This is a genomic window from Streptomyces sp. NPDC028308 (assembly GCF_055565855.1).
This window is the reverse complement of the sequence record NZ_JBVHTO010000005.1, coordinates 339,149-359,168: the sequence shown is the minus strand read 5'-3', so window position 1 is coordinate 359,168 and position 20,020 is coordinate 339,149. Positions and strand designations below refer to the sequence as shown.

The 20,020-nt window shown below is 75.7% G+C and carries 1 protein-coding gene; it reads right to left on the bottom strand.

From position 1 onward, the window contains the following. Nucleotides 1-17: 17 nt before the first annotated feature. On the bottom strand, nt 18-20,015 hold the full coding sequence (locus tag ACZ4VA_RS13930) for a non-ribosomal peptide synthase/polyketide synthase (protein ID WP_468081371.1): 19,998 nt from the start codon (nt 20,013-20,015) through the stop codon (nt 18-20). Nucleotides 20,016-20,020 lie beyond the last annotated feature (5 nt).

Genomic DNA, 20,020 nt, shown 5'->3' with positions numbered 1-20,020 from the left:
CGCGCGGTGCGCGGGCCTCACCGGCTGTCCCGCGCGTGCCGGGCGATGTGGCGCAGCGCCTCGGCGAACTCCTCGGCGACCTCGCGCACGGTCGCCGTGTCGTGGAGACCGGTCCGGTGGTGCCAGGTGAAGGCGAGGCGCCCGTGCTGCACCGCCCCCACCACTTCGAGGGGGTGGGAGCCGCTGTCCCGGGGGTCGTGGTCCTGGCCGAAGGAACCGTGCTCGGCGCGTACGAGGCCGCTGCCGGAGTCGGCCGGGCGGGCGTCCCACTGGCCGAGGTAGTTGAAGACCACCTGCCCGTGCGCCGCCGATCCGAGCCGCTCGCGCACCTCGGGTGAGCCGTAGGTGCGCAGGGCGCCGAAGCCCAGTCCGTTCCCGGGCACCGCGCGCAGCTGGCGGCGCACCGACTTGACCAGGGCCCGCCAGTCCCGGGCGGGACCGAGGTCGTCCGGTTCGTCCACCCTGAGGGCGACCGGGTGGACGGTGGTGAACCAGCCGACCGTGCGGGACAGGTCGACCCCGTCGAGGACGTCCTCGCGGCCGTGCCCCTCCAGGTCCAGGCGGACCCGGTCGCGGCCGGTCCAGCGGGCGAGGGCCAGGGCCAGGGCGGAGAGCAGGACGTCGTTGACGTGGGTGCGGTAGGCGGTGGGCGCGGCCCGCAGCAGCGCCGTGGTGTCCTCCTCGTCCAGCTCCACGGTGAGGACGCGCTTCTCGCCCGCGTCGGCTCCGGGAGTGCCGGCGACCGGCAGCTGCTCCGCCGTCACCGCCTCTTCCCAGTACGGGAGTTCGTGGTCGAGGCCGCCGTCGGCGACGTGCGCGGCGAGGGCGCGGGCCCAGTCCCGGAAGGAGGTGCTGCGCTCCCCCAGTGCGACGGGCTCCCCTTGTGCCGCCTGCCGGTAGGCCGCTTCCAGGTCGTCGCGCAGGATCCGCCAGGACACGGCGTCCACGACGAGGTGGTGGGCGACCAGGAGGAGGAACGCGGGACGGTCGCCGCCGGTGAACAGCGCGGCCCGCAGCAGGGGTCCGTGGGCGAGGTCGAAACCGGCGTGCAGTTCGTCGGCCGCCTCGCCCATGGCCTCGTCCGCCTCAGCGGAGGTCAGTCCCGTCAGGTCGTGGCAGAGGAGGAGGCCGCTGCCGCCGTCGGTGGGCGGCGGGTTGAACTGGCGCCAGCCGTCGTCCTCCCGGGTGAAGCGCATGCGCACGGCGTCGTGGTGTTCCAGGAGTGCGTCCAGGGCCGTGCCGAGGGCCACCGGGTCGGGGGTGCCGTCCAGTTCCAGCAGCACCGACTGGTTGAAGTGGTGGTGGCTGTGGCGCGGGGTGGTCAGGAACCACTCCTGGATGGGGGTGAGCGGCACCTCGCCGGTCACCGGGCCGTCCTCGGAGCGCTGCGGCGCGACGCCGACGACGGTGGCGAGCTCGGCGACCGTCTGGTGGGTGAACAGATCGCGGGTGGCCAGGTGCAGGCCCTCACGGCGCAGCCGCGACACCACCTGCATGGTGAGGATCGAGTCGCCGCCCAGGTGGAAGAAGTTGTCGTCGGCGCCGACCTCGTCCACACCGAGCACGTCCTCCCAGACGCGGGCGACGAGACGCTCGGTGTCGGTGCGCGGGGCGGTGCGCGGGCCGCCGGCGGCGGTGTGCCCGGGCTCGGGTGCGGGCAGCGCACGCCGGTCGAGCTTGCCGTTCGGGGTGAGCGGCAGCTCCGCCAGCGGGACGAACACCGACGGGACCATGTGCGGCGGAAGCAGCCCGGTGAGGTGCTCTCGCAGTTCGGCCAGGGGCAGCCGGTCCGGGGTGTCCCGGGCGGGGACGACGTACGCGACGAGCCGTCCGTGCCCCGCGCCCCGGTCGTCGCCGGTGCCCTCGCCGCGGACCACGACGACCGCGTCGCGCACCAGGGGGCTGCGGCGCAAGGCGCTCTCGATCTCGCCCGGTTCGATGCGGAAGCCGCGCAGCTTGATCTGCTCGTCGGCGCGTCCGGCAAAGCGGAGACGGCCGTCGGCTCCCCAGCGCACCAGGTCGCCGGTGCGGTACATCCGCTCCCCCGGTGCGCCGAAGGGGTCGGCGGTGAACCGCTGGGCGGTCAGGCCGGGGCGGTTCAGGTAGCCGCGGGCGAGCCCGGGGCCCGCCACGTACAGTTCGCCGGTCACGCCGGGCGGCACGGGGCGGCGGGCGGCGTCCAGGACGTAGACGCGGGTGGCGCCGGCCGGGCGGCCGATCGGCGGGGCGGCGGCCTCCGGGGTCAGGGGGCCGGTCCAGGTGGCGACGACCGTGGCCTCCGTCGGCCCGTACGAGTTGATCATCCGCCGGCCGGGGGCCCATCGCTGGACGAGGTCCGCCGGGCAGGCCTCGGCGCCGACGATCAGGGTCCGCAGGTGCGGCAGCGCGGCGGACGTCTCGGGCGGCACGGTGGCGAGGGCCGCCGGGGGGATCAGGGTGTGGGTGATGGCGCGTTCCGCGAGGACGGCGGCCAGCCGCTCGCCGACGAGCGGGCCCTCCTCACCGGTCACCAGGGCGGCGCCGGTGAGCAGGGACACGCACAGCTCCAGCACGGAGGCGTCGAAGCTGGGCGAGGCGAACTGCAGGACGCGGTCGCCCGGGCCCGCCGCGTAGCGCTCGGCGGCGGCCGCGGCGAAGCCGGCCAGTCCGCGGTGCGTCACGACCACGCCCTTCGGGGTGCCGGTGGACCCGGAGGTGTAGATCACGTAGGCGGGGTGGTCGGGGGTCAGCGCGGCGGTGCGGTCCGCGTCGGTGGGCGCGCTCTCCGGTCCCGCGTCGGCCCAGACGTCGGCGGGGTCGTCCAGGACGAGGGAGGCGCCCGCGTCGCGTGTCATGAACTCCCGCCGCTGCCGGGGGTAGGCCGGGTCCACGGGCAGGAAGGCGGCGCCGGTCTTGGCGACGGCGAGCTGGGCCACCACCGTCTCGGCGGCGTTGGGCAGGGCCAGGGCGACCACCCGCTCGGGTCCGGCGCCGCGCGCGATGAGGCGGTGCGCCAGCCGGTTGGCGGCGCGGTCCAGCTCGGCGTAGGTCAGCTGCCGGGTGCCGTCCGCGAGCGCCGGCGCGTCCGGCGTGCGGGCGGCCTGGCGTTGGAACAGCTCGGGCAGGGTCTCCGCGGGCACCGGCAGGGCCGTGCCGCGCCCCTGGTCCAGGAGGGCCTTCAGCTCCTCGTCGGACGCCAGCGGCAGCGCGCCCAGCGGCCGGTGCGGGTCGTCGGCGACGGCGGCGAGGAGCGTGCCGAGCTGGTCGGCCATGCGCTCGGCCGTGGCCGCGTCGAACAGGTCGGTGTTGTAGGTGAGCAGTCCGTGCAGCGCCCCCGACTCCGTCTCGGCGAACTCCAGGGTGAGGTCGAACGCCGCGTGGTGCAGCTCCTGTTCGACGTCCTGGACGTCGAGGCCGGGCAGGTCGAGGTCGGCCGCGGGTGTGTTCTGCAGGACGACCATGACCTGGAACAGCGGGGTGCGGCTGGTGTCGCGCGCCGGCTGCACCTCGTCCACGACCTGCTCGAACGGCACCTCCTGGTGCGCGAAGGCGTCCAGCACGGTCTGCCGTACGTCGGCGAGGAACTCCGGGAAAAGGCGGCCGGTGTCCACCCGGGAGCGCAGCACCAGGGTGTTGACGAAGAAGCCGATCAGGTTCTGGGTCTCCGGCCGGTCGCGGCCCGAGGTGACGGTGCCGACCGCGATGTCCCGCTGGCCGGACAGCCGCGCGAGGAACGTCTGCGCGGCGGCGACGAGTGTGGTGAAGAGGGTGGCGCCGCGGTCCCGGCCGACTCGGGCGAGGCGGCGGGCCGTCGCGGGCGGGAGCACCAGCCGGGCGGTCGCGCCGTTGCCGGTGCGCACCGCGGGTCGCGGCCGGTCGGTGGGCAGGTCCAGCGGTTCGGTGCCGGCCAGTTGCTCCTTCCAGTACGCGAGGTGCTCGCCGGTGCCCGCGCCGCTCGCGGTGCGCTGCCAGTGGGCGTAGTCGGCGTACTGCACCGGCAGCGGCGGCAGTTGGCCCGTGCCGGGGTCCCGTTCGGCCCGGTAGAGGTGGGCGAGGTCGCCCGCGAGCACGGAGGTCGACCAGCCGTCGGTGACGATGTGGTGCAGGGTCAGCGTCAGCACGTGGTCGTCGGCGCCGAGCCGTACCAGCCCGGCGCGCAGCAGCGGGCCCCGGCGCAGGTCGAACGGGCGGGTGCGGTCGTCCGTGAGGAGGTGCCGCAGGCTCCGGGAGCGTTCCTCCTCCGGCAGTGCGGACAGGTCGTGCAGCGGGAGCGGTACGTCCTGCGGCGGGTGGACGATCTGGACGCCGTGGCCGTCCACCGTGTCGAAGGTGGTCCGCAGCGACTCGTGCCGGGCCACCAGGGCGCGCAGGGCGGCGGTGAGGGCGGCGGTGTCGAGCGCGCCGCGCAGCCGCAGTGCCAGCGCGGTGACGTACTCGGCGCCGCCGGGCGCGAACTCCTCCAGGAAGAACAGGCGTTGCTGGGCGTACGACATCGGCGGCGGCACGTCGCGGGGCGCCGGGACGACGGCGGGTGCGAGGGCGTCGTCGGGGCGCTCCTCGGTGAGCAGGGCGGTGAGTGCGGCCGGGGTGGGCCGGGTGAAGACGGCACGCGGTGAGAGGTCGGTGCCGAAGGCCTCGGCGAGGCGGGAGGCGAGGCGGATGCTGAGGATCGAGTCGCCGCCCAGCTGGAAGAAGTCGTCGTGCACGCCGGGCGGTTCGGCGCCGAGGACCTCGGCGAAGATCTCGGCCGTGCGGCGTTCGGCCTCGGTGCGGGGTGCGACATGGGCGCCGTCCGCCGCCCGGGACTCCGGTGCGGGGGCCGGCAGCGCCGCGCGGTCCACCTTGCCGTTGGCGCTGAGCGGGAGGGCGGCCAGCGGGACGAACGCGGAGGGGACGAGGTAGTCGGGCAGGGTGCGGGCGGCGAACGCCCGCAGTTCCTCGGTGTCCTCGGCGGCGGGACCGACGACGTAGGCGACCAGGCGCCTGCTGCCGAGCCGGTCCTCGCGGGCGACGACGGCCACGTCGGCGACGCCGGGACGGGCCGCGAGCACGGCCTCGACCTCGCCGGGTTCGACCCGGAATCCGCGGATCTTCACCTGGTCGTCGGCGCGGCCCAGGAACTCGACGGTGCCGTCCACATGGCGGCGGGCCAGGTCTCCGGTGCGGTACATGCGGGTGCCGGGCGGCCCGTACGGGTCGGCGAGGAAGCGGGCGGCCGTGTCGCCGGGGCGGCCCAGGTAGCCGCGGGCCACGCCCTCGCCGGACACGAACAGCTCGCCCGCGCAGCCCGGCGGGACGGGGCGCAGCCGGCCGTCCAGGAGATGGACGCGCAGGTCGTCCAGGGGGTGCCCGATGGGCACGGTGCCGGGCACGTCCGCCGCGTCCGCGAGGGCGAAGGACGTCGCGAAGGTCGTGGTCTCCGTCGGTCCGTAGCCGTCCACGACGGTCAGTGCGGGGCACGCGTCCAGGACCCGCCGTACGGCCGCCGCGGGGACCACGTCGCCGCCGGTCCACACCTGGCGCAGGTCCGCGAAGCAGTCCGGCGCGTCCTGTGCCAGCAGCCGGAACAGGCCGGCCGTCAGCCACACCGCTGTCAGCCCGCCGTCCGCCGCCAGGCGCCGCAGCAGGGCCGCGTCCATGGGCCGGTCGGGGGCCACCACCACGCAGCCGCCGTTCAGCAGCGGCGCCCACACCTCGAACGTGGCGGCGTCGAAGGCCGGTGGCGAGTGCAGCAGCACCCGCTCGCAGACGCCGTCCCCGAAGCGGCTGTCGGTGGCCAGGGATGCCACGTCGCGGTGCCGGACCGCGACCGCCTTGGGCCGGCCGGTGGAGCCGGAGGTGAACATGACGTACGCCAGCCGGTCGGGGTCGGCCGCCGGCAGCACGGCCTCCGCCGAAGCCTCGGTGCGCGCCGCCGCGACGTCCCGCGCGGTCAGCCGGACGGCGGCGCCCGCCTGGGAGAGGAGGGCGCGGCGCCGCTCCTCGGGGGCACGGGTGTCCACCGGCAGGTAGGCGCCGCCCGCCTTGAGGACACCGAGCTGGGCGGCCACCAGCTCCGCCGAGCGGTCCATGAGCAGCGCCACCCGCTCCTCGGCCGCCAGACCGGCGGACCGCAGCCGCCGGGCCACGGCGTCCGACCAGTCGGCGAGCTGCCGGTAGCTGACGTGCCGGTCGCCGTCGTGCACCGCCGGCGCGTCGGGCGTGCGCCGGACCTGTTCGGCGAACAGGTCGACCGGGCTGCGGGGGGCGGTCTGCCGGGCGGTGGTGTTCCAGCGGTCCAGCAGTGCGCGGTCGTCGGCGGTGAGGAGGTCCAGGTCGTCCACGTCGCCCTCGGCGCCGTCGGCGAACCGGGTGAGCAGGGCGGCCAGCCGGGACGCGGCACGCTCGACCGTCGGGCGGTCGAACAGCGCGGCGTCGTAGGCCAGGTCGAAGCCGAGCCGGTCGCTGAGGTGGGCGCGGAGGCAGAGCGGGAAGGTGGTGGCGTCCTCGGCGCGCACCTCCTCGACGCGCACGCCCGTCCTGGCGGTGGCGGACTCGTCGACCGGATAGTTCTCGAAGACCACCATGCTGTCGAACAGGGCCTCGCCCTGCGGGACTTCACTGAGCGCCTGGATGCGGGGCAGCGCCAGGAAGTCGAAGCGCCTGGCCTCGCTCTGCTGGTCCTGGAGATCGCGCAGCCACGGCAGGACGCCTCCGGCGGGGACGCGGACGCGGGTCGGCACGGTGTTGATGAACATGCCCACCATGGAGTCCACGCCCGGCAGTTCGGCGGGGCGGCCCGAGACGGTGGTCCCGAACACGACGTCGCGGCGCCCGCCGTACCGGGCCAGCAGCAGCGCCCACATGCCCTGCACCACGGTGTTGACGGTCAGTCCGCCCCGGGCGGCCGTCTCCCGGAGCCGCCGGGAGAGCCGCTCGTCCAGTTCGTGGTGCACGGCGTCCGCCGCGCGCGCCCGGTGCGCCTCGGTGGGCGTGCGATCGTACGGCAGCGGGGTGCGCGCCGTGAAGCCGGCGAGGGCGTCGGCCCAGTGGCGGCCGGCCGCGTCCTCGTCCTGGTCGCGCAGCCAGCCGAGGAAGTCGGCGAAGGGCCGGCGCGGGGGCGGCGCGGTGTCGGCGCCGCCGGTGAGGGCGGCGTAGCGCTCGCACACCTCGGTGAGGAGCTGCCCGGTGCTCCAGCCGTCGAGGATCAGGTGGTGCGAGGACCACAGGAGCAGGACCTCGTCGCCGGGAAGGGCGGCCAGGGTGACGCGGGTGAGGGGGGCGGTGGTCAGTTCCATGCCGGATGCGCGGTCCTCGGCGAGCAACCGCTCCGTCGCGTCGGCCCGCTGACGTTCCGTCATGTCGCGCCAGTCCAGGTGGCGGACGGGCAGTTCGACGTGCTGGTGCACGACCTGCACGGGGTGCGGCAGGCCCTGCCAGTGCACGCTCGTGCGCAGGACGGGCGTGTGGTCGGTGACCTGCTGCCAGGCCGCGGCGAACGCCTGCGGGTCGGCCACCCCCGACAGCCGTACCGCGGTCCGGTCGAAGTAGGCGCCCGCCGTGTCGACCAGGCCGTGGAAGAGCATGCCGGACTGCAGCGGCGTCAGCGGCAGGACGTCCGCCACGTGCCGCCCGTCGCCGACGAGCCGGTCCAGCTGTTCCGCGGTGAGGCCGGCGAGCGGGAAGTCGGACGGGGTGCGGCCGCCCGCTTCGGGGCGGGCACAGTGCGCCACGATCTCGCGCAGCGCCCTGCACATGTCCTCGGCCAGCTCCCGCACGGTGCTCTCGTCGTAGACGGCCGTGGGGTAGGTCCAGCCGAGTTCCAGCCGGCCGTCCTGGACGACGCCCGTGATGTCCAGGAGGTAGGGGCGGGGTTCGTCCGGGTCGGTGTCGCGGCCGGCGGGCGGGAGTGCGGCCCGGTACAGGCCGCTGCCGCCGCCGGCGTCCCACTGCCCGTGGTAGTTGAACCCGACCTGCGGGGCCGGGGTGCCGGCCAGCGGGCTGCCGGGCAGCAGGTGGCGCAGCGCGCCGTGGCTGAGGCCGTGCAGCGGCACGGCGCGCAGCGTCTCCTTGACGGACTTGAGCACGTCGCCCCAGCCGGCGTCGCCGGGGACGGTCAGGGCGAGCGGGAACTCGGCGGTGAACCAGCCGACCGTGCGCGAGAGGTCCACGTCGTCGAAGAGGTCCTCGCGGCCGTGGCCCTCGACGCCGACCAGGACCGTGTCGCGTCCGCACCAATTGGCCAGCGTGCGGCCGAGGGCGCTGAGCAGGACGTCGTTGACCTGGGTGCGGTAGACGTCGGGGACGTGGCGCAGCATCGCGTCGGTCTCCTCCGTCTCCAGGGTGACGGTGACGGTGGCGGCGGTGCCGTGGGTGTTGGGGCCGGTCCGTCCCGGGGGCAGGCCGGCCGGGGCGGCGCAGGTGCGGGTCCAGTGAGCCAGGTCGGCGTCCAGGGCGCCGGAGCGGGTGTGCCGCTCCAGGAGGGCCGCCCAGTGGCCGTACGTGGTGCCCTCGTCGGGCAGTTCGACGGGGCGTCCGGCCGCGGCGGCGCGCTGCGCGGTCTCCAGGTCGGCGAGCAGGATGCGCCAGGAGACGCCGTCGACGACCAGGTGGTGGGCGGTGATCAGCAGCTGCGCGGGCCGGCCGGGGCCCCGGTCGAAGAGGAGGGCCCGTACGACCCTGCCCTCGGCGGGGTCGAGGGCGGACTGCGCCTCCTCCGCCGCGCGCTGCACCGCCGGCTCCAGTGCCTCCTCGTCCAGACGGGACACGTCGTGGATTGTGAGGACGCCCTCGGGCGCCTCGGGCAGTGCCTCCTGGCGCGGGCCGTCACCGGTGTTCAGGAACCGGGTGCGCAGGGCCGGGTGGTGACGTACGATCGCGTCGACTGCCTGACGGATCGTCAAAGCGTCTACTTCGGGGGCGAGTTCGAGCCGCTGGGTCATGGTGAAGCGCAGCGGGTCGCCGGGGGCACGGCCGTCGAGGTACCAGCGCTGGATGGGGGTGAGGGGCGCCTCGGCCGGTGCGGTCCCGGACGTCTTGGCCGGGCGTGGGTCCATGTCGCCCACGCGCAGGGCGAGTTCGGCGACGGTCTGGTGGCGGAAGACGTCCTTGGTGGTGAGCGCGAGGCCGGCGCGGCGGGCCCGGGAGACGATCTGGATGCTGAGGATCGAATCGCCGCCCAGGGAGAAGAAGTTGTCCCGGGCGCCCACCCGCTCGACGCCGAGGACCTCCGCCCAGATCGCGGCGAGGCGCTCCTCGGTGCCGGGGCGGGGTGCCACGTAGGGCGTCGTGCTGTCCGGCTGGTCCGGCGGGGCGGGCAGCGCGCGCCGGTCGGTCTTGCCGCTGCTGGTGCGCGGCATCCGCGCCAGCGGGACGAACGCCGCCGGCACCATGTGGTCCGGCAGGGTCCGCCGCAGCCTGACGCGCAGTTCGTCGGCGGGCGGGGTGCGGTCCCCGGCGGGCACGAGGTGCGCCACGAGCATCGGGCGCCCGCCGTGCTCGCGGGCGGTCACCGCGGCCTCGGCGATGTCCGGGTGGGCCAGCAGCGCGGCCTCGACCTCGCCGGGTTCGATGCGGAAGCCGCGGATCTTGATCTGTTCGTCGGCGCGCCCGAGGAACTCCAGGAGCCCGCCCGCGTCCCAGCGGGCACGGTCGCCGGTGCGGTACATCCGCTCCCCCGGTGCCCCGAAGGGGTCGGCCACGAAGCGCGCCGCGGTCAGACCGGGCCGGTTCAGGTAGCCGCGGGCCACCTGGGCGCCGGCGAGGTACAGCTCTCCGGGGGTGCCGGGCGGCACCGGCCGCAGCGAGCCGTCCAGGACGTAGGCGCGCAGGTTGCCGCCCGGGCGGCCGATGACGGGGCGCTCGGGCCGTTCGGCGCAGCGGCCGTAGACGGCGTCGACGGTGCACTCGGTGGGCCCGTACATGTTGTACGCGCTCACGCCGAGGTCGCCGTCCGCGGCGCACAGCTCCTGCCAGGCGGTGCCGTCGACCGCCTCGCCGCCCACGAGGAGCAGGCGCGGGTGGTGGCGGCCGGGGGCCAGGAGCCCGGCGGAGGTCAGCTCGCGCAGGAAGGACGGGGTCACGTTCACCAGGTCCAGGCGGCGTTCGGCGACGAGGGCGCAGAAGGCGTCCGGGTCCAGGCGGGTGTCCTCGTCGACGAGGTGCACTTCCTGTCCGAGGGCGAGGAGCAGCGGCCCTTCCCAGGAGGTGTCGAAGGAGAACGACGCGCTGAGCGCGGCCCGCAGGCGCCGCCCGCCCGTGGTGTGGGGTGCGACGAGTCCCGTGCGGTGGTCGTGGCAGAGGTTGACCAGCTGGCGGTGTTCCACGGCGACCCCCTTGGGGCGGCCGGTGGAGCCGGAGGTGTAGACGATGTACGCGGTGTTCTCCGGGCGCAGCGGCCACGGGCGGTCGGCGTCGGTGGGGGCGTGCGCGGGCAGCCGGTCCCAGGCCACGTCGCGCAGGGTGCCGGGCGTCACGACGGTGTGCGGCGCTGCGTCCGCGAGGAGGAACGCGACGCGCTCCTCGGGCAGTTCGGGGTCCAGGCACAGCAGGGTGCCGCCGGCCTTGAGGACGGCGAACAGGGTCACCAGCAGGTCCGAGGTGCGCGGCAGGCGGACGGCGACGACGCGTTCCGGGCCGACGCCCAGACCGATGAGGTGGTGGGCGAGCCGGTTCGCGCGCCCGTCGAGCGTGGCGAAGTCCAGCGTGCCGTCCCGGGCGACCAGTGCCGTGGCGTGCGGGAGCGCGGCCGCCTGCGCCTCGAACAGGGCGGGGAAGGTGGTGTCGGGCGTGTCGATGCGCGTGCCCTGCCACGCGTGGAGCACCTGGTGCCGTTCGTCGGCGGTGAGCAGCGGCAGCGCGCCGGTCTCCCGGCCGGGGTCCTCGGCGACGGCCTCCAGCAGCATTCGCAGCCGGGCGGCGAGGAGCCGGGCGGTGTCCGCCGTGAACAGGCCGGTGTTGTACTCCAGGTGGCCGGTGAGTCCGCCGTCGCCCTCCACGAAGTCGAAGGCGAGGTCGAAGGTGGCGTTGCGGACCGGCGGGGTGAGCGGCTCGACGTCCAGTCCGGGCAGGTCAGGGGTCGCGGCGCCCAGGTTGTGCAGCGCCACCATGACCTGGAACAGCGGGGTGCGGCTGGTGTCCCGTTCGGGCTGGAGGACGTCCACGAGCCGTTCGAAGGGCACGTCCTGGTGGGCGAACGCGTCCAGCACGGTGGCGCGCACCTGCTCCAGGAGCGCGCGGAACGACCGGCCGGGGCGCACCCGGTTGCGCAGCACCAGGGTGTTGACGAACATGCCGACCACGTCGTGGAGTTCGGGGCGGTCGCGGCCGGCGGTCACGGTGCCGACGGCGACGTCCTCCTGGTCCGCCCAGCGGGAGAGCAGGACCGTGCAGGCCGCCACCAGGGTCATGTAGAGGGTGGCGTCCGCCTCCTGGCCCGTCCGGCGCAGGCGTTCGGTCAGCTCGGCGGGCAGGACGAAGGTCACCAGGGCGCCGTCGCGGGTGCGTACGGCGGGGCGGGGCCGGTCGGTGGGCAGCTCCAGCGGGGCGAGTCCGTCCAAGGTCTCGCGCCAGTGGGCGAGTTGGCCCTCCGCCTCCTCGGTGCGGGCGCGCTGCCAGGCCGCGTGGTCGGCGTACCGCACGGGCAGGTCGGGCAGGTCGGGCCGGCGGCCTTCCAGCGCCGCCGCGTACAGCTCCCCGAAGTCCCGGCCGAGGACGGCGACGGACCAGCCGTCGGTGGCGATGTGGTGGACGGCGAGGAGGAGCGCGTGCTCGTCCTCGGCGAGGCGCGCCAGCCGGGCCCGCAGCAGGGGGCCCGCGGCCAGGTCGAAGGGAGTGGACGCCTCCTGTTCCACCAGGGCGTCCAGGGCCGCCCGCGCGCCGTCGGCGGGGACGCCGGTGAGGTCGTCCGGCGTGAGGTGGGCCGGGTGCGGCGGGTGCACGATCTGCCGGGGCCGGCCGTCCTCCTCGGCGAACGTGGTGCGCAGCGCCTCGTGCCGGGCCACCAGGCCGTCGAGGGCGGTGCGCAGGGCCGTCGCGTCGAGCCGGCCGCGCAGACGCAGCACCGACAGCGTCGTGTACTCGGTGCTGCCGGGCTCGAAGCGGTCGAGGAACCACAGGCGTTGCTGGGCGTACGACAGCGGCGCCGGGGCGTCCGGATCGGCGGCGGGTATGCCTTCGGCGGGCTTCGAGCCGTCCGCCGCGGGCTCGCCGAGGGCGGCGGCCAGGGCGGACAGCGTCGGGTGGGTGAACAGCAGCCGGGGCGAGACGTCCGCGCCGAACGCGGCGCGCAGCCGGGACGTCACCCGGACGGCGAGGATCGAGTCGCCGCCGAGGGCGAAGAAGTCGTCCTCGGCGCCCACCTCGTCCGCGTCCAGCACGTCCGCCCAGGCGGCGGCGACCGCGCGTTCGGCCGGGGTGCGGGGCGGGGTGCGGTCGGCGCCGGTGGCGAAGCCGTCGGGTCCCGGGGCGGGCAGCGCGCGCCGGTCGAGCTTGCCGTTCGCGGTCAGCGGCAGCGCCGCCATCGGCACGTAGGCGGCGGGCACCATGTGCGCGGGCAGCAGGCGGTCCAGGTGGGCACGGAGTTCGGCCGGGGACGGTACGGCGGCGTGCTCGCCGGTGCCGACGACGTGCGCGACCAGGCGGCGCGTCCCGGAGGTGTCCTCGTGCACGCCGACGGCGGCGGCGCCGACGCCCGGGTGGGAGTGCAGCGCGGCCTCGATCTCGCCGGGCTCGATGCGGTACCCGCGGATCTTGACCTGCTGGTCGGCGCGCCCCAGGTACTCCAGTGTGCCGTCGGCCCGCCGGCGGGCGCGGTCCCCGGTGCGGTACATGCGGCTGCCGGGCTCGCCGAACGGGTCGGCGGGGAAGCGGGCGGCGGTCAGGCCGGGCCGGTTCAGGTAGCCGCGGGCCAGGCCCTCCCCCGCCACGTACATCTCGCCGACGGCTCCGGGCGCCACCGGGGCGAGGTCGTCGTCGAGCACGTACACGCGCAGGTCGGGTATGCCCGTGCCGATGGGTCCCGCGGCGCCCGTGCCGGTGGTCGTGCGGTCCAGGGGGGCGTAGGTGACGTGCACGGTGGTCTCGGTGATGCCGTACATGTTGACCAGGCGCGGGGCGGTGTCGGGGTGGCGTCCGTACCAGCCGGAGAGCCGCTCGACGTCCAAGGCCTCGCCGCCGAAGACGACGGTGCGCAGGGCCAGGCGCGCGCCGACGTCCGGATGGTCGGCGTCGGCGCGGGCCAGCGACCAGAAGGCGGACGGAGTCTGGTTGAGGACGGTGACCCGCTCGTCGGCCAGCAGCCGCAGGAAGTCCTCCGGGGAGCGGGCGGTGTCGTCGGGGACGACGACGAGACGGCCGCCGTGCAGCAGGGCGCCCCACAGCTCCCAGACGGAGAAGTCGAAGGCGTAGGAGTGGAAGAGGGTCCACACGTCGTGCTCGTCGAAGCGGAACCACTGCCGGGTGCGGGTGAACAGCCGCACCACGTTGGCGTGCGGCACCACCACGCCCTTGGGCATCCCGGTGGACCCGGAGGTGTAGATGGCGTAGGCGGGGCTCTCCGGCAGCGGACGGTGAGCCGGGGTCGCACCGCCGTCGGGGCCGCCGGAGGGGCGCCGCTCCAGGTCGGCGGTGACCGCCGGGTCGTAGAGCGGCAGGACGGGCACGCCGGTGCCCGCGGCGAGGGCGGCCGCCTCCGTGGTGGTCACCAGGGTCACGGGGTCGGCGTCGCGCAGCAGGTGGGCGACGCGTTCGGCGGGCAGCCGGGGGTCGATCGGCAGGTAGGCCGCGCCGGTCTTGAGGACGGCGAGGACGGCGACGACCAGGTCGGTGGAGCGGGGCAGGGCGAGCGCGACGAACCGCTCGGGCCCGGCTCCCTGTCCGGCCAGGCGGTGGGCGAGGCGGCCGGCGGCCTCGTCGAGCGCGCGGTAGTCGAGGCGTTCCTCCCCGCAGGTGACGGCGACGGCGTCGGGGGTGCGGGCGGCCTGTGCCTCGAACAGGTCCACCAGGGTCTCTTCGGGGCGGCCGTGCTCGGTGCCGTTCCAGTCGTCCAGCATCAGCCGCCGTTCCCCGGCGGTGGTCCAGGCGAGGGTGCGCAGCGGCCGGTCGAGGTCGTCGGCGAAGCCGGTGAGCAGCAGGCACAGGCGGTCGGCGAGGGCGCGGACGGTCGCGGCGTCGAACAGTTCCGGGTCGTAGGCCAGGTCGAAGCCGAGCCGCTCTCCTTGGTAGGCGCGCAGTACGAGCGGGTAGTTGGTGGCGTCCCGTGACGTGACGTCCGCCAGGCGTACGCCCGAGCCGGCCGAACGGGCCTCGTCGAAGGGGTAGTTCTCGAAGGCGACCATGCTGTGGAAGAGCGGCGCGCCGGACGGAACGTCGCTGAGTGCCGTCAGCTCGGCCAGGGAGACCGCGGCGAAGCGCCGCGACTCGGCCTGCGCGTCCTGGAGTTCGCGCAGCCACGCGGCGGCCGTACGGCGGCCGTCGACGCGGACACGGGTGGGCAGGGTGTTGATGAACATGCCCACCATCGACTCGACGCCGGGCAGGTCGTCGGGGCGTCCGGACACGGTGGTGCCGAACACGACGTCCCGTTCCGCGGCGTACCGGGCCAGGAGCAGCGCCCACGCGCCCTGCACCAGCGTATTGACGGTGAGTCCGGCGTCCCGCGCGGTCCGGGCGAGGCGCGCGGAGACCTCGTCCGGGAGTCCGCCGGTGTGGACGTCCGCCGAGCGGGCCCGGTGCGCGTCGCGCAGCGGGCGGTCGGTGGGCAGGGGCGTCGGGGTGGCGAAGCCGCTCAGGGCGTCGCGCCAGTGGGCGCGGGCCGCGTCGTCGTCCTGGTCGGCCAGCCAGGCCACGTAGTCGCCGAAGGGGCGGCGCACGGGCGGGCTCGGTTCGCGTCCGGCGGTGAGAGCGGCGTACTCCTCGAAGACGTCGGTGAGCACCTGGGCGAGGCTCCAGCCGTCCAGGATGAGGTGGTGCGAGGTCCACAGCAGGTGCAGCCGGGCGTCGGGCAGCCGGACCAGGGTGAGCCGCATCAGGGGTGCCGAGCCGAGGTCGATGCCGCGTGCCAGGTCCTCGGAGCGGAGCCGGGCCAGGCGCTCGTCCCGCTCGCCGGGAGGTACGTCGCGCCAGTCGTGGTGGGTCACCGGCACGCGGACGTCCCGGTGCACGATCTGCAGCGGCCGTGGCACGCCCTCCCACACCACCGAGGTCCGCAGGGCGGGGGTGCGGTCGGTGACGTGCTGCCAGGCGAGGGCGAGGGCGTGCGGGTCGGCGACGCCCTCCAGCAGGAGGGCCGCCTGGTCCACGTACACGTCGTCGGGGCCGCCGACCAGCCGGTGGAAGAGCATGCCCTCCTGGAGCGGTGTGAGCGGCAGCAGGTCCTCCACGCGGCGGCCGTCGCCTGCCAACCGGTCCACGGCGGGCTGGTCCAGGCCCGCGAGCGGGAAGTCGGAGGGGGTGCGGCCGCCGGCGTCCGGGCGGGCGCAGTGCTCGGTGATCGCGGCCAGTGCCCGCACCATGCCCTCGGCGAGGTCCCGGACGGTGTCCTCGTCGTGCACCTGGTCGCTGTAGTGCCAGGTGATCTCCAGCTCCCCGTCGGCGACGACCGCCGAGACGTCCAGCAGGTGGTCGAGGGGCCGGTCCGGCGCCATGTCCCGGCCGGGTATCTCGGCGGCCGCCGGGGCGAACTCCCGCCCACCGGCCGCGTCCCACTGCCCGTGGTAGTTGAAGCACACCTGGGGCAGCGGCAGTTCGCGCAGGGCGGCGGCCGAGGGGTCGGGTGAGCCGAGGCGGGCGAGCGCCTCGTAGCTCAGTCCGCGCCGGGGCACGGCCCGCAGTCGTTCCTTCACGGCCTTCAGCGTGGCGGCCCAGTCCGGGTCGGCGGCCGGTCCGGCCGGGGTGAGGGTGACGGGGTACTGGCTGGTGAACCAGCCTACGGTCCGCGACACGTCGAGTGCGTCGCCCAGGTCCTCGCGGCCGTGTCCTTCCAGGGCGACGCTCACCCGCTCGGTGCCCGCCCAGTCGGCGAGGACCCGGCCCAGGGCGCTGAGCAGCACGTCGTTGACCTGGGTGCGGTACAGGCCGGGCACCCGGCGCAGCAGGGCCTCGGTCGTGGTGGCGTCCACGCGGGTGCGGACGGTGCGCACCGATCCGGCGAGCGGGGTCGCGGAGCGGTCGACGGGCAGCGGGACGCGCGGTTGGCGTGCCTCGGCCGTCCAGTACGCCAGGTCGTCGTCGAGGTCGCCGGAGCGCACCCGCCGGGACAGCCGCGAGGCCCATGCGGTGAACGGCTCGGTGGCGGGCTCCGGTTGGACCGGCTCGCCCGCCGCGGCCTGCCGGTAGGCCCGCTCCAGGTCGCCGAGGATGATGCGCCAGGAGACGCTGTCGACGCCGAGGTGATGGGCCGTCAGGAACAACTGGGGGCGTGCGCCGGACGGGAGGAGCAGCAGGGCGGCGCGCAGCAGGGCTCCGGTGGCCGGGTCCAGGGCCGCCCGGGCGGCGTCGGCGGCCTCGGCGACGGCGCCGGGGAGGACCGCGGCGTCGAGCGCGGTCAGGTCGTGGCGGGTGAGCAGCCCGGTGGCCGGACCGGCGCCCGGGTGCTGTCGCCAGGCGTCCCCGTCGCGGGTGAACCGGGTGCGCAGCGCGGGGTGGTGGGCGGCCACCGCTTCCAGGGCCCGGGTCAGGGCCGGCTCGTCGAGGTCGCGCGGGAGGTCGAGCAGCATCGACATGCTGAAGTGCTTCAGCGGTCCGTGCGTGGCGAAGAACCACTCCTGGACGGGGGTCAGCGGGGCGGGCCCCTCGTCCTGCGGCGCGCGGGGAGCCGGTACGGCGCCGGTCCGTCCGGACGCGGCGGCGGCCAGGTCGGCGACGGTCTGGTGGCGGAACACGTCGCGTGAGGTCAGGTGCACGCCGGCGGCGCGGGCCCGGGAGACGACCTGGATGCTGAGGATGGAGTCGCCGCCCAGCTCGAAGAAGTTGTCGTCGGCGCCGACCCGGGCCACGCCCAGCACGTCGGACCAGATGCCGGCCAGCGTCTCCTCGGCGGGGGTGCGGGGGGCGGTGAACTCCCTTTCGCGCGGGGCGTTTCCGAGGTCGGGGGCGGGCAGGGCGCGGCGGTCCAGCTTGCCGCTGGTGGTCAGCGGCAGCGCGTCGAGCACGGTGAACGAGGACGGCACCATGTGGTCGGGCAGGACCCGCCGGCAGGAGGCGCGCAGCTCGGAGGCAACGGGCCGCGCCGAGCCGGGGGCCGGTACGAGGTAGGCGGCCAGCCGGGTGTGGCCGTGCGCGTCGGTCACCGCGACGACCGCGGCGGCGGTGACGTCCGGCAGGTCCAGCAGGGCCGCCTCGACCTCGCCGGGCTCGATGCGGTGTCCGCGCACCTTGACCTGGTCGTCGGCACGCCCGAGGTAGTCGAGCCGCCCGTCGGAGGTCCAGCGGGCGAGGTCGCCGGTGCGGTACATCCGCCCGCCGGGCGGTCCGAACGGGTCGGCGGGGAAGCGCGCGGCGGTCAGTCCCGGGCGTCCGGCGTAGCCGCGGGCCACCTGCTCCCCCGCCAGATACAGTTCGCCGCCGACACCGGGCGGCACGGGCCGGAGCCGGTCGTCCAGGACGTAGGCCCGCACGTTGGGCAGCGGGCGGCCGACCAGGGGGCGGTCGCCGGCGTCGATCCGGCAGGCCAGGGCGTCGACCGTGCACTCGGTGGGGCCGTAGAAGTTGTACGCGGCGACGTCGCGGTGGGCGGCGAGTTCGCGCCACAGGGCGGGGCCGACGGCCTCGCCGCCGAGCATCAGCACCCGGGGGCGGTGCCGGGGGTCGGTGAGCAGTCCGGCGGGCAGCAGCTGGCGCAGATGGGAGGGTGTCAGGTCGAGGAAGTCGACGCGGTGCTCGACGACGTACTCGACGAGGGCGGCGGCGTCGAGCCGGGTCGCCTCGTCGACCAGGTGCAGCGGATGGCCGTCCGCCATCAGCAGCACGCCCTCCAGCGAGGTGTCGAAGGAGAACGACGCGGTCAGCGCCACCCGCAGCGGGCCGCCGCCCGCCTCGGCGACGAAGCCCTCGCGGTGGCCGGCCAGCAGGTTCGTCAGGGAGCGGTGCGGGACGGCGACGCCCTTGGGCCTGCCGGTGGAGCCCGAGGTGTAGATGACGTACGCGGTGTGGTCCGGGTCGAGCGGGGCCTGCCGGTCGGCGTCGGTGGGGTCGGTGGCGGGGGTCGTGCCGGGCACCGACCGCAGCGCGGTCTCGTCCAGCACCAGGGCCGGACGGGCGTCCTGGAGCAGGTACCGGACGCGCTCGTCGGGCAGGGCGAGGTCGACGGGCAGGTAGCCGGCGCCGGCCTTCCAGACGGCGAGGATCGCGGTGACCATGTCGGCGGTGCGCGGCAGGCGCAGGGCGACCAGCCGTTCGGGGCCCGCGCCCTGGGCGATCAGGTGGTGGGCGAGCCGGTTGGCGCGGGCGTTGAGCGTCGCGTAGTCGAGCCGGGTGTCCCCGGCGACCAGGGCGGTGGCGTGCGGGGTGCGGGCGGCCTGCCGCTGGAAGAGGTCCGGGTAGGCGGCCGGGGTGACCGGCAGCGCGGTGTCGTTCCAGTCCTCGGTCACCCGCCGTGTCTCGCGCGCGGAGAGCAGCGGGACGGTGCCGAGCGGCCGGTCGGGTTCCGCGGCGGCGGCCTCCAGCGTCCGCAGCAGCTGGTCCGCCATGCGCTCGGCGGTCGCCGCGTCGAAGAGGTCGGTGCGGTACTCCAGCAGGCAGCTCAGTCCGGCCCCGTCGGGCACGAACTCCACGCTCAGGTCGAAGGTGGCCGCCTGCCGCTCCACGCCGACGGGTGAGGTCTCCAGGCCGTGCGGCGCAGGCGCCTCGGGCGGGGCCGGGTGCAGCAGGACCATCACGTCGAAGAGCGGGTTGCGGCCCGCCTCGCGGAGGGCGCCCACCGCCTCGACCAGCCGCTCGAAGGGCGTGTCGCCGTGCGCGAAGGCGTCGTTCACGGTGCGGGCGGCGTCCGCCAGCAGAGCGCGGAAGGACCCCCTGGTGTCCACGGGGGTGCGCAGGGCGACGGTGTGGGCGAAGAAGCCGACGGTCCGTTCCAGGTCGGTGCGGGAGCGCCCGGGTGTCAAAGAGCCGACGGTGATGTCGTCCTGCCCCGACCAGCGGGCCAGCAGCGCCTGGCAGGCGGCGGTCAGGGCGGTGAACAGCGTGGTGTGCTGCTCGGCCGCGAGCTGCCGCAGCCGGTCCGTGACGTCCGCCGGGACGGGGACGGTGTGGACCGCGCCGGCGCCGGACTCCTCCCCGCGACGGGGGCGGTCCAGCGGCAGCGCGGGCGCCACGGAGCCGGCCAGCTGCTGCTTCCAGTAGGCGAGTTGACGCTCCAGGGTGGGTCCCAACAGGCGCTCGCGCTGCCATACGGCGAAGTCCGGGTATTGCGTGGCGACCGGCGGCAGGTCCACCTCCGCACCCCGCGCGAGGGCGTCGTAGGCGGTGCACAGCTCCTGGAGCACGACGCCCATGGACCAGCCGTCGGTGACGATGTGGTGGGCCGTCAGCATCAGTACGTGCGCGCTGTCCGACTCGCGCAGCAGCAGGGCGCGCAGCAGCGGGCCGTCGCTCAGGTCGAACGGGCGGGTGTACTCGGCGCGCAGCGCCGCGTCCAGGGTCCCGGCGCCGCCCGGCGCGGTGTCCGGCCGGACGTCGTGGACCGGCAGGGGTACCGGCCCCGCCGGGTGCACGGACTGCGCCGGGCGTCCGTCGATCTCCTGGAACGTGGTGCGCAGCGCCTCGTGCCGCTCCACCACGGTGTCCAGGGCGCGGGAGAGCGCGGCCCGGTCCAGCGGGCCGGTGAGCCGGAGCGCGACGGCGCTGTTGTAGCGGGCGTCGCCGGGCCGCAGCCGGTCCAGGAACCACAGCCGCTGCTGGGCGAAGGACAGCGGCAGCGGCCGGGTGCGGTCCGCGCGCGGTAGTGCCTGGCGGGCGGGCGCGCCCGGTGCCCCGCCGGCCCGTCCGGCGAGCCGGCGGCGCAGCGCCTCCTGGAGGTCCTCGGGCAGTGCCTCGGCGCGGTTTCGCTTCGAAGACGTCATGGTCG

Bases quoted from the DNA above. Each gene is read 5' to 3' on its own strand.
- ACZ4VA_RS13930 (WP_468081371.1), bottom strand. From the start codon at position 20,015: ATGACGTCTTCGAAGCGAAACCGCGCCGAGGCACTGCCCGAGGACCTC.